This window comes from Micromonospora sp. NPDC047738, from assembly GCF_040642675.1.
Classification (GTDB): Bacteria; Actinomycetota; Actinomycetes; order Mycobacteriales; family Micromonosporaceae; genus Micromonospora.
Genome location: NZ_JBEYSO010000001.1, coordinates 24,855 through 36,044 on the forward strand (window position 1 = coordinate 24,855; position 11,190 = coordinate 36,044).

An 11,190-nucleotide genomic window follows, 5' to 3' on the forward strand; every position below is an offset into this window, starting at 1 on the left:
CGGCGGAAGGGAGGAGGACACCATGTCCGACCTGCCCCTGATCCAAGCGGATCGCGCCGTACCATCGCCGGCCGCGACCACCACCACGCGTGGTCGCCGCCGGCGGCTACGGCTCCTGTCCCACACCGACCGCGTGGTGATCACGCTGATGGTGCTGGTACCCATGCTCCTCGTCGTCGGCCTGGTCTGGCTGCCGGCGCTGGCCACCGTGCTGCTCTCCGGCACCAACTGGGACGGCATCGGCCCGCTCAGCGAGATCGACTGGGTCGGCCTGAAGAACTACGACGACGTGGTGAACATCTACCCGCCGTTCGTCCCGGCGATCCAGAACAACCTGCTCTGGCTGGCCGCGCTCTTCGTGGTGGCCACCCCGTTCGGGATGTTCCTCGCCGTGCTGCTCGACAAGGAACTGCGCGGCAGCCGCTTCTACCAGACCGCGCTCTACCTGCCGGTGGTGCTCTCCCTGGCGCTGATCGGCTTCGTCTGGCAGCTCATCTACAGCCGCGACCAGGGCCTGCTCAACGCACTGCTGGGCACCCAGACCGACTGGTACGGCGACCCGCACGTGAACATCTGGGCGGTGCTCGTCGCCGCCGGCTGGCGGCACGTCGGCTACATCATGCTGCTCTATCTGGCCGGCCTGAAGGGCGTCGACCCGTCGCTGCGCGAGGCGGCCGCCGTGGACGGCTCCTCCGAGGCCAGCACCTTCTTCCGGGTGGTCTTCCCGGTCATGCGGCCGATCAACATCATCGTGCTGGTGGTGACGGTGATCGAGTCGCTGCGCGCGTTCGACCTGGTGTGGGTCATCAACAAGGGCCGCAACGGGCTGGAGCTGATCTCCGCGCTGGTCACCGCGAACGTGGTGGGCGAGGCCAGCCGGATCGGCTTCGGCTCCGCCCTGGCGACCATCATGCTGGTCGTCTCCCTGGTCTTCATCACCCTCTATCTGGCCACCGTGATGCGGGAGGGCCGGCGATGACCACCGTCCTGACCCGCGAGACCACGGCCACCGCACCGGCCGGGCGCCGCCGGCCGCTGCGGCCCGCCCGGGTGGTCCTGCACCTCTTCCTGGGTACGGTGGCCGTCGGCTGGCTCTTCCCGATCCTCTGGGCGACGCTGACCTCGCTGCGGTCCTACGAGTACACCGCCACCCACGGCTACGTCTCCCTCGGCGGCTGGACCATCGACAACTACGTCACCGCCTGGCGGACCGCGGAGTTCGGCAAGCACTTCCTCAACTCCGTCTACATCACGGTCCCGGCGGTGCTGCTGACGCTCTTCCTCGCCTCCTGCGTGGCGTTCGTGATCGCCCGGTTCAGCTGGAAGCTCAACCTCGTGCTGCTCGGGCTGTTCACCGCGGCGAACCTGCTGCCGCAGCAGGCCCTGCTGATCCCGCTGTTCCGGATGTTCACCGAGATCCCGCTGCCGGCCTGGATGAGCGACTCGGAGCTGCTCTACGACAGCTACTGGGGGCTGATCCTGGTCAACGTCGCCTTCCAGTGCGGCTTCTGCGTCTTCGTGCTGAGCAACTACATGAAGGCCCTGCCGCACGACCTGTACGAGGCGGCGATGGTGGACGGGGCCAGCGTGTGGCGGCAGTACTGGCAGGTCACCATGCCGCTCTGCCGGCCGGCCCTGGCCGCGCTGGCCACCCTCGAGGTGACCTGGATCTACAACGAGTTCTTCTGGGCCACCGTGCTGATGCGCACCGGCGACAAGTTCCCGGTGACCAGCTCGCTGAACAACCTGCGCGGCGAGTTCTTCACCGACAACAACCTGGTCTCGGCCGGCTCGGTGCTGGTCGCGATCCCCACCCTGGTGATCTTCTTCCTGTTGCAGAAGCAGTTCGTCCGGGGCCTGACCCTGGGAGCCAGCAAGGGATGACGATCCTCCACCTACGCCGCGCCCGGACCAGCCTGGTGCTCGACGCGCGCGGCCCGGGCCTGCCCCGGATCGTGCACTGGGGCGCCGACCTCGGCCCCCTCCCCGCCGACGACCTGCCCGCCCTGGTCGACGCCACCATCGCGCCGGTGGTGCCGAGCAGCTTCGACGCGCCGACCGTGCTGTCACTGCTGCCCGAACCCAGCGCCGGCTGGAGCGGCCGGCCCGGCCTGGCCGGCCACCGCGACGGCCGGGACTGGTCCACCGCCTTCCGCCTCGACGGGCTCGACGTCGCCGACGTCGCCCCAGAGCCGAGCCGGGTGGCGGGGGGCGGGGAGGCGGTGCGCGTATCCGGGGCGGAGCGGGACCCCGACGGGGCCGATGCCGCGCGGGTGACCGTGCGGGCGGCGGACCCGGGCGCGGGGTTGTCGCTCACCGTCGAGCTCACGCTCGACCCGACCGGACTGCTGACACTGCGGCACCGGCTGCGCAACGACGGCGACCGGCCGTACGAGGTGCGGGAGCTGACCCCGGTGCTGCCGGTGCCCGCGGTCGCCACCGAACTGCTCGACCTGACCGGGCGCTGGTGCCGGGAACGCGCCCCGCAGCGGCACCCGTGGCCGATGGGCGCCTGGGTACGCGAGGGCCGGCACGGCCGCACCGGCCACGACGCCACGCTGCTGCTCGTCGCCGGCACGCCGGGCTTCGGCTTCGGGCACGGCGAGGTGTGGGCGGTGCACACCGCGTGGAGCGGCGACCACGTCACGGTGGCCGAACGCCGCCCCACCGGGGAGGCCACCCTGGGCGGCGGCGAACTGCTCACCCCCGGCGAGATCGTGCTCGCCCCCGGCGCGGAGTACGTCACTCCCCTGCTCTACGCGGTCCACTCGACCGACGGGCTGGACGGGCTCAGCAACGTGCTGCACACCCACCTGCGGGCCCGCCCGCAGCACCCGCGCGCACCCCGCCCGGTGACCCTCAACGTGTGGGAGGCGGTCTACTTCGACCACGACCTGGACCGGCTCAGGGACCTCGCCGACCGGGCCGCCGAGGTGGGCGTGGAACGGTTCGTGCTCGACGACGGCTGGTTCCGGGGCCGCCGGCACGACCGCGCCGGGCTCGGCGACTGGTGGGTCGACGACGACGTCTGGCCGGACGGGCTGCAACCGCTCATCGACCACGTCCGCGGGCACGGGATGCAGTTCGGGCTCTGGGTCGAGCCGGAGATGGTCAACCGGGACTCGGACCTGTTCCGGACCCACCCGGACTGGCTGCTCCAGGCGCCCGGCCGGCTGCCGCCGGAGTGGCGCCACCAGCAGGTGCTCGACCTCGCCCACCCGGACGCGTACGCCCACCTGCTGGGCCGGCTGGACGCGGTGCTGACGGAGCACGACGGGATCGCGTACCTGAAGTGGGACCACAATCGGGACCTCACCGAGGCCGGGCACGGCGGCCGGCCGGGGGTGCACGCGCAGACCGTGGCGGTCTACCGCCTCCTCGACGAGCTGCGTGGCCGCCACCCCGCAGTGGAGATCGAGAGCTGCTCGTCCGGCGGGGCGCGGGTCGACCTGGAGATCCTGCGCCGCACGGACCGGGTGTGGGCCAGCGACTGCAACGACGCCCTGGAACGGCTGTCGATCCAGCGCTGGACCGGCCTGCTGCTCCCACCCGAACTGGTCGGCACCCACATCGGACCGGAACGCTCGCACACCACCCACCGCGTGCACGACCTCGGCTTCCGGGCGGTCACCGCGCTCTTCGGCCACCACGGCATCGAGTGGGACATCAGCGGGATCACCACCGCCGAGCGGGCGGAACTCGCCGCCTGGGTCGCCCTGCACAAGCGGCTGCGTCCGCTGCTGCACGGCGGCCGGGTGGTCCGGGTCGACCACCCCGACCCGGCCGTCCAGGCGCACGGCGTGGTCGCCCACGACCGGTCCCGCGCGGTGTACGCGATCTCCCGGCTGACCACCTCGGTCGCCCAGGTGCCGGGCCTGGTACGCCTGCCCGGGCTGGATCCGGCGCGGCGCTACCGGGTGCGGCCGCCGGCCGGGCTGCCGGAGCCGGCGGTGCTGGAGCTGGCCCCGCCGGCCTGGTTGGCCTCGGCCGACGGGGTGACCCTCGGCGGGTCGGTGCTCGCCTCGGTGGGGCTCCAACTGCCGGCCCTGCACCCCGAGCAGGCGCTGCTGCTGGAGGTCACCGCCGTCGGCTGAGATTTCCGGGAAATTTCTCCGCCCGGATGTCGAGAACCGGAGTGGCAGCTTCTACCTGAGGGTGGAAGCACCGAGAATCGGTGCACAGGCGTGAGGAGCGAACCGTGAAGTACATGCTGCTGATGCAGTTCAGCGCCGCCGGGGCCGACTTCCCGTCGATCGACACCTGGACGCCGGAGGAGATCCGGGCGCACATCGGGTTCATGGGCGAGGTCAACGCGAAGCTCACCGCCGACGGGGAGTGGGTCCAGGCGGAGGGCCTGGGCGGGCCGCAGCAGGCACGGATCGTCCGGGCGGGCGAGGGTGGCGCCCCGGTCGTCACCGAAGGGCCGTTCGCCGAGACCAAAGAGTTCCTCGCCGGCTGGTGGATCGTCGACTGCGAGACGCCGGAGCGGGCGGTCGAGATCGCCGCGCACATCTCCACCGCGCCCGGGCCCGGCGGGCGACCGCTGAACATGCCGATCGAGGTGCACCCGATCATGTCCGCGCCGCCAGAGGAGATCTGACCGCTGGGCACCCTGGACCAGACCGTCGAGGACCTGCTGCGCGAGCTGGCGCCGCAGGTCCTCGGCGTGCTCGCCCGCCGGTTCGGTGACTTCGCCACCGCCGAGGACGCGGTCCAGGAGGCCCTGCTGGACGCGGCCACCCAGTGGCCGGCCCAGGGGCTGCCGGACAATCCGCGCGGCTGGCTCGTCCAGGTCGCGTACCGCCGGATGATCGAGCTGGTCCGGGCCGAGGCCGCCCGGCGGGACCGGGAGGACCGCGCAGCCCGGCGGGAGGGCGACCAGCGGCAGACCGCGCCGGCCGCGGACGAGCCGCTGATCTCGGACCGGGACGACACCCTGGTCCTACTCTTCCTCTGCTGCCACCCGACGCTGTCGACCGCCTCGGCGATCGCGCTGACGCTGCGCGCGGTGGGCGGGCTCACCACCACCGAGATCGCCCGCGCATTCCTCGTCCCGGAGCCCACCATGGCGCAGCGGATCAGCCGGGCCAAGCAGCGCATCCGGACCTCCGGGCTGCCGTTCCGGATGCCGGACGAGGGCGAGCGCGAGTCTCGCCTCGCGGCGGTGCTGCACGTGCTGTACCTGATCTTCACCGAGGGGCACACCGCCAGCCTCGGCACGGACCTGCGCCGGGTGGACCTGTCCGAGGAGGCGATTCGGCTGACCCGGGCCATGCACGCGGTGCTGCCGGACGACAGCGAGGTGGCCGGGCTGCTCGCCCTGATGCTGCTCACCGAGGCCCGCGCCGCCGCCCGGACCGGCCCGTCGGGTGAGCTGATCTCCCTGGCCGACCAGGACCGCAGCCGGTGGGACGCCGCCGCGATCGCCGAGGGGACCGCGCTCGTCACCCGGGCGATGGCCCGCGGGCCGGTCGGTCCGTACCAGCTCCAGGCCGCCATCGCCGCGCTGCACGACGAGGCGCCCACCGCCGCGCAGACCGACTGGCCGCAGATCCTCGCGCTCTACCAGGTGTTGGAACGCCTCTCCGGGAACCCGGTGGTGTCGCTCAACCGCGCGGTGGCGACCGCCATGGTGCACGGCCCGGCCGCCGGGCTGGACGCGCTCGCCGCCCTGGACGCCGACCCCCGGATGGCCGGGCACCACCGCCTCGACGCGGCCCGGGCGCACCTGTACGAGATGGCCGGCGACCGGGACGCCGCGGTGACCCACTACCGGGCCGCCGCCGGGCAGACCACCAGCCTCCCCGAGCAGCGCTACCTGCAGATGCGCGCCGCCCGGCTGGCCCAGCGCTGAGTCCACTCCCGATCGGCTGTCGACGGCTCCAAGATCCACACCAGATCGGCGAGGTGGCGGTGTCCGGGCCGCGCAACACCGCCAGGTCGCCGACCTGCTGTTGACCCACTCCAGATCGGCGAGGTGGCGTTATCGGGGCGGCGGGAATACCGCCACGTCCCCGATCCGGTGCGGGCCCGCATCCGGCCGGGCGGGCGGCCCGGGCGGGCCGGGCGGGGCGGGCCCGGCCGCCGGGTGGGTCAGCTCGGGGTGCAGGTCAGGGGTTGGGGCGGTGTTGGTGCCGTTCCAGCTGGCGAGGAAGCCGAAGCTGGTGGTGGCACCGGCACCCAGCCGGCCGTTGTAGTCGACGTTGCGCGCCGTGTATTCCGCGCCGCTGTTGCTGATCGTGGCGTTCCAGGTCTGGCTGACCGTCTGGCCGTTGGCGAAGGTCCAGCGCACGGTCCAGCCGGTGATCGCCGAGGGGCCGACGGTCACCTTGACCTCGCCCTGGAAGCCGCCCTGCCAGGAGTTGACGATCGTGTAGCCGGCCGTGTGGGGGGTGCGGTGGTGGTGACGAGGGCGGCTGAGCCCGACAGCCGCCGCCGACTCCCGGCGGACGCAGGCATCAGCGTAGGGCGATGGAATGCCGGAGGCAACCGGTGAAGTCGATCGATGGAAAAGGGTGCCGACCGGAGGGTGGGCAGCAGCGCAGCCGCCGGCAAGAAGTGCCTGGATGGCGAGCGGACGGGCACGGTTGACCGGCGCAGCGCGGGGTATCTGGTGAGGATCCGCCGGAAGGAGATGCGCCATGGTCAACGTCGGCTACACCCTCCTGTGCGAGCAGGCCGGCCCGAAGCACCTGGTCGACCACGCCGTCCGCGCCGAGGCCGCCGGCTTCGACCACCTGGTCACGTCCGACCACTACTACCCGTGGCTCGACGCGCAGGGCCACTCCCCGTACGCCTGGTCGGTGCTCGGCGCGGTCGCGCACGCGACCAGCCGGGTCGGGCTGATGTCCTTCGTGACCTGCCCGATCCGCCGCTACCACCCGGCGGTGGTGGCGCAGAAGGCCAGCACGGTCGGGGTGCTCTCGGACGGCCGGTTCACCCTCGGGCTGGGCGCCGGGGAGAACCTCAACGAGCACGTGGTCGGCGGCTGGCCGCACGTGGAGCAGCGGCACGAGATGTTCGAGGAGGCGTTGCAGATCATCCGGCCCCTGCTCAACGGCGAGACGTTGACCTTCTCCGGTAACCACTTCGACGTCCCCGACGCGTACGTCTGGGACCGGCCGGAGCGCCCGGTGCCGATGGCGATCGCCGCCTCCGGCCGGCAGTCCGCCACCCTCGCCGCCGAGTACGGCAACGGCATGATCGCCACCGAGCCCGACGCGCACCTGATCCAGATGTACGACGACGCCGGCGGCGCCGGTAGGCCGCGCTACGGCCAGGTGGCGATCTGCTACGGCCCGGACGAGGCCGAGTGCCGCAAGATCGTGCACGACCAGTTCCGCTGGTTCGGCCTGGGCTGGAAGGTCAACGCGAACCTGCCGGGGCCCGAGTCGTTCGCCGCGGCGACGCAGTTCGTGCGCGAGGAGGACGTGGCCGGGTCGATCCCGTGCGGCCCGGACGTGGACCGGCACGTGGCGGCGTTCAAGCAGTTCGTCGACGCGGGCTTCACCCACGTGGCGCTGGTCCAGGTGGGCGCGGACAGCCAGCCGATGTTCCTGAACTGGGCGCAGGAGGAGCTGTTGCCCCGGCTCCGCACGCTGTGACCGCCCGACCTGCGATGGTGGGTCCATGCGTATGGGGAACACCGAGATCCGACCCCTCGGGGGCGGGGTCGGCTGCCTGCTGATGATCCTCTTCTCGATCCTCGTCTCGGTGGTGCTGACCGTGGTGCTGAACCTGCTGATCTGACCGCCGGGCCGGGCGAGGCTGGGCCGCGGGTCAGCGGCGCAGGCCCAGGGCGGTGAGCAGCTCCCGGCTGGTGACCCGGACCGGGTCCAGCACCGCCCGGCGCAGCCAGCGACGGGTCGGCCCGACCGTGGCCCGCCACGCCGTACGCATGCCCCGCGCCGCCGGGACGACGGTGGCCCACCAGCCGGCCCGGACGGCCCGGCCGAGCGGTACGGCGGTGTGCCGCCACAGCCAGCGCACGGCCCGACCCAGCGGTCGCAGCAGCACGCGGTAGAGGAAGCCGAGCACCCGTCCGGCGAGCCGCCAGGCACCGACGACCCCGTCCACCAGTACCCCGGCGAGGACCTGAGCGACGGCGGCCAGCACCCGGCCGACCGCGACGACCCCGGCGGCGAACACCCGACCGACGGCGGCCAGCCCACGGCCGAGCAGCGCCAGCCCGGCGAGCAGCGACCGTCCCACCGGGGCGAGCACCCGGGCCAGCCAGCGCAGCGGCCGGACCACCAACTGCCGGACCAGCCAGGCCAGCGGCACCCACGCCAGGTGCCGGGCCGCCCAGGCCAGCGGACGCCAGAGCACCCGCACCGCCACCCAGGCAGCGCCTCTCGCCAACCAGGGCTGCCAGATCAGGTGCACCGCGACCCAGGCGAGGCCCCAGGCCAGCCACCCCAGCGGCAGCCACACCAGCGTGCGCGCGGCCCAGACCAGGGGCCGCCACAGCAGGTGCACGGCGACCCAGGCCGCCCCACGCGCCAGCCAGACCAGCGGCAGCCACAGCAGGGTGCGCGCGGCCCAGGCCAGCGGGCGCAGCAGCCAGCGGTGCAGGAACCGGCCGGTGGGCGTGACCAGGTACCGGTCCAGCAGGCGGCCGGCGGCGACGGCCAACTCCCAGGCGAGGCGTACCGGCAGGACCACGACCAGGGCGACGGCGCGGGCGACGGCCGCGACCAGCGGGGGCGGCGGCTCGGCCGGGGCTGGGGCGCGCGGGCTCGACGCGGCGGCCGGCCGGGGCGGCGTGGGCGGCCGGTACGGGTCGGACGGGCGCGGGGGCGGCGGGCCGGTCACGGCGTCACGGTAGTCAGCCGCGGCAACGACCGCCGCCCCGGTCAGGCCGGGTCCAGCGCCAGGTCCGCCACCACCGGATAGTGGTCGGAGGCGGTGTCCGCGTCGCTGCCCCGGACCACCCGCACCTGGCGGGCCAGCGCGGCCAACGCGGGCGTGGCGAGCAGGTAGTCCAGGCGCATCCCGGCGAACTCCGCCCCGCCGTGCCGGGTCGGCACGGTCAGCCCGCCGGGCTCGCTCCCGCCCCGGTCCGGCCACAGGTCGACCAGGCCGGCGTCGAGCAGGCGGGACACGGCGCGGGTGTCGACGGTGCGGCCGTCGCGGCGCAGGTGCCGGCGCCGGTACCGGTCGGACAGGCCGGCCAGCCGGGCGGTGTGGTCGGCGGTCGGCTCGAGGGTGTTCAGGTCCCCGGCGAGCAGGGCCAACTCGCCCCCGGTACGCCGAACGGCCGCCGCGAGCCACTCCGCCTCCATCCGCCGCCGGCCGCCGGAGTACGGATCAAGGTGGGTGCTGAACACGGTGAGCGGCCCCGCCCCGGTGGATACCTGGACCCGGGCGGCGGCGTGGTGGAAGGGTCGGCGTACCCGAGCGGAGCGCAGCACCCGCAGCGGCGCGCGGACCAGCACCGCGACCGGCTGCCCGAAGCAGGACCGGGCCAGGTGGGGCACCATCCCCAGCCGGCCGGCCAGGTCCGCCATCCGCCCGCCCCGGTCGAGGCCGCGCAACTCCTGCAGGGCCAGCACGTCGGGGCGCTGGCCGCTGACGACGGCGAGGATCCCGGCCCACCGGTCGGGCCCGTCCCGGTCCCGCCCGCCGGTTCGGATGTTCCAGGTCATCACCCGCAGCATCGGCGCCCGGTCACTCCTCTCGGCCGGCCCTGGCCAGCTCGTCGGGCAGTTCGGGCACCTGCTCCGACTCGATGGCCGGGCGGTTGCCCCGCCGGACGTCGGCGTTGGGGCGGACCACCCACCAGAGCAGCCCGATCCACAGCCCGCTGAGCAGGATCGCGCCCATGACGTCGGTCGGGTGGTGCATGCCCCGGTACATCCGCGAGATGGCCACCCCGACCGGCATGATCACCGCCATGGCCACGAACAGCCACCGCCACCAGTGGTCGGTGCGGGCGAGCACGATGACGGCGATCGCGGTCCAGAGGCAGATGGTGGCCGCGATGTGCCCGGACGGGAAGGACGAGGTGGGCAGGTGCCCGTCCAGGTTGTCCACCGGTGGGCGGGGGCGGTCGACCGCTCCGGAGGAGGCGAGGAAGAGGCTCAGCTCGCCGAACATCGCCAGCGCCACGAAGAGCACCGGCCGCCAGCGCTTCCAGATCGCCAGCACCAGCGGGCAGAAGACCAGTGAGATCAGCAGGATGGCGTGGGTGTCGCCGAACTTGCTCCACCACCAGCTCAGGTTGTTCAGCGAGTCGGTACGCCGGGCCGCGAGCCACTGCGGCACCTCGGTGTCGAGGGTGTCCAGGAACGTGCCCTTGGCGTGGTAGCTGACCACCATGCCGAACGCGTAGAGGGCGCCGAAGACGAGCACCCAGCCGACCAGCAGCTCGGCGACGGCCGAGCGGGGGTGCTCCAGCACGTGCTCCTCGTCCGGCGCGGGGGTGATCTCCTCCCCCGCCTCCGGCTCCAGGCCCTCGCTGATCGGTGGCACCGGGCGGCCGCGGTCGCGCCGCCACAGCCGGAAGGCGTACGCGGTGACGCCGAGCCAGGTCGCGCCGAGCAGCCAGCCGCCGAGCACGTCGGAGACGAAGTGCACGCCGAGCGCGATCCGGGTCAGCCCGATCAGGAGGACCAGCCCGCCGACCAGGACGATGGCCGGTCTGCGCCACCGGGGCGGCATGGCCGGCAGGAAGACCAGCAGCAGCGCCCCGTACGCGACGAACGAGCCGAGCGCGTGCCCGCTCGGGAAGCTGTTGCCGGGCGCGTGGGTGATCGGCACGTCGACCACCGGGCGCAGCCGCCCGACCAGCGCCTTCAGCGACGGGTCGAGGATCAGCCCGCCCACCCCGCTGATGATCAGGTAGACCGCCAGTCGGGGCTGGCGGCGGATCAGCAGGCCGACCACCGCGATGGTGACCAGCCAGATCAGTACCGGCCGGCCGCCCAGGTCGGTGACCGCCTGGAGCGCGGTGACCAGGGGGTGGTGCGGCGCCACGAGGCGGTTGAACCACTCGGCCGCCTCGTGGTCGGCGCGGTACAGCGGGTCCCAGTGGAACCGGACGAGCATGAGCAGCACCCCGAACGCGACCCCCGCCCCGGCGACCGCGAGCAGCCCTACGACGCTGCGCTCGGCGAACCGGCCGAGGGGCCGGCGGTGGGTCTCCTTGACCGCGGTCACCCGCACCTCCCTTGTGTTCTGCCGAGGCGC

10 protein-coding genes are annotated in these 11,190 nt (G+C 73.5%); 6 read left to right on the forward strand and 4 right to left on the reverse strand.

What is annotated here, in order from left to right:
- Nucleotides 1-22 precede the first annotated feature (22 nt).
- The 5 genes from ABZ783_RS00140 (at nucleotide 23) to ABZ783_RS00160 (ending at nucleotide 5,854) form a co-directional block, all read left to right on the forward strand.
- On the forward strand, nucleotides 23-979 hold the full coding sequence (locus ABZ783_RS00140; RefSeq protein ID WP_357433160.1) for a sugar ABC transporter permease: 957 nt from the start codon (nucleotides 23-25) through the stop codon (nucleotides 977-979).
- Nucleotides 976-1,884: a carbohydrate ABC transporter permease gene (locus ABZ783_RS00145; RefSeq protein ID WP_357433162.1), complete on the forward strand. Its 909-nt coding sequence runs from the start codon at nucleotides 976-978 to the stop codon at nucleotides 1,882-1,884. Before ABZ783_RS00140 ends, ABZ783_RS00145 begins: the two co-directional genes overlap by 4 nt.
- Nucleotides 1,881-4,094: an alpha-galactosidase gene (locus ABZ783_RS00150; RefSeq protein ID WP_357433164.1), complete on the forward strand. Its 2,214-nt coding sequence runs from the start codon at nucleotides 1,881-1,883 to the stop codon at nucleotides 4,092-4,094. Before ABZ783_RS00145 ends, ABZ783_RS00150 begins: the two co-directional genes overlap by 4 nt.
- A 113-nt stretch (nucleotides 4,095-4,207) precedes the next feature.
- Nucleotides 4,208-4,600 (forward strand): YciI family protein, encoded by a 393-nt coding sequence (locus ABZ783_RS00155; protein ID WP_357434272.1) that lies wholly within the window; start codon nucleotides 4,208-4,210, stop codon nucleotides 4,598-4,600.
- A gap of 12 nt (nucleotides 4,601-4,612) precedes the next feature.
- A complete protein-coding gene (locus tag ABZ783_RS00160; protein WP_357434274.1) occupies nucleotides 4,613-5,854 on the forward strand; it encodes a sigma-70 family RNA polymerase sigma factor in 1,242 nt (413 codons plus the stop codon).
- 129 nt (nucleotides 5,855-5,983) lie between these two features.
- On the opposite strand, the gene ABZ783_RS00165 is transcribed toward ABZ783_RS00160, so the two are convergent.
- Nucleotides 5,984-6,328, reverse strand: a complete 345-nt coding sequence (locus ABZ783_RS00165; protein WP_357433166.1) for a cellulose binding domain-containing protein — start codon at nucleotides 6,326-6,328, stop codon at nucleotides 5,984-5,986.
- Nucleotides 6,329-6,641: 313 nt separating this feature from the next.
- Here ABZ783_RS00165 and ABZ783_RS00170 point away from each other — a divergent pair, with 313 nt between their 5' ends.
- Nucleotides 6,642-7,604, forward strand: a complete 963-nt coding sequence (locus ABZ783_RS00170) for a TIGR03557 family F420-dependent LLM class oxidoreductase (protein ID WP_357433169.1) — start codon at nucleotides 6,642-6,644, stop codon at nucleotides 7,602-7,604.
- 175 nt (nucleotides 7,605-7,779) lie between these two features.
- On the opposite strand, the gene ABZ783_RS00175 is transcribed toward ABZ783_RS00170, so the two are convergent.
- From ABZ783_RS00175 to ABZ783_RS00185, 3 genes are read right to left on the reverse strand one after another with little or no spacing between them, the layout of a single operon-like run.
- A complete protein-coding gene (locus ABZ783_RS00175; protein WP_357433171.1) occupies nucleotides 7,780-8,814 on the reverse strand; it encodes a hypothetical protein in 1,035 nt (344 codons plus the stop codon).
- A 41-nt stretch (nucleotides 8,815-8,855) separates the two neighbouring features.
- Nucleotides 8,856-9,659, reverse strand: a complete 804-nt coding sequence (locus ABZ783_RS00180) for an endonuclease/exonuclease/phosphatase family protein (protein ID WP_357433173.1) — start codon at nucleotides 9,657-9,659, stop codon at nucleotides 8,856-8,858.
- A 10-nt stretch (nucleotides 9,660-9,669) separates the two neighbouring features.
- The gene (locus tag ABZ783_RS00185) at nucleotides 9,670-11,160 is read right to left on the reverse strand and encodes a phosphatase PAP2 family protein (RefSeq protein ID WP_357433175.1); all 1,491 of its coding nucleotides are present in this window, start codon (nucleotides 11,158-11,160) and stop codon (nucleotides 9,670-9,672) included.
- Between the last annotated feature and the right edge of the window lie 30 nt (nucleotides 11,161-11,190).

Coding starts and splice junctions, on each gene's coding strand:
- ABZ783_RS00155 (WP_357434272.1), top strand. CDS start 4,208: ATGCTGCTGATGCAGTTCAGCGCCGCCGGGGCCGACTTCCCGTCGATC.
- ABZ783_RS00170 (WP_357433169.1), top strand. CDS start 6,642: ATGGTCAACGTCGGCTACACCCTCCTGTGCGAGCAGGCCGGCCCGAAG.
- ABZ783_RS00140 (WP_357433160.1), top strand. CDS start 23: ATGTCCGACCTGCCCCTGATCCAAGCGGATCGCGCCGTACCATCGCCG.
- ABZ783_RS00145 (WP_357433162.1), top strand. CDS start 976: ATGACCACCGTCCTGACCCGCGAGACCACGGCCACCGCACCGGCCGGG.
- ABZ783_RS00180 (WP_357433173.1), bottom strand. CDS start 9,659: ATGCTGCGGGTGATGACCTGGAACATCCGAACCGGCGGGCGGGACCGG.
- ABZ783_RS00150 (WP_357433164.1), top strand. CDS start 1,881: ATGACGATCCTCCACCTACGCCGCGCCCGGACCAGCCTGGTGCTCGAC.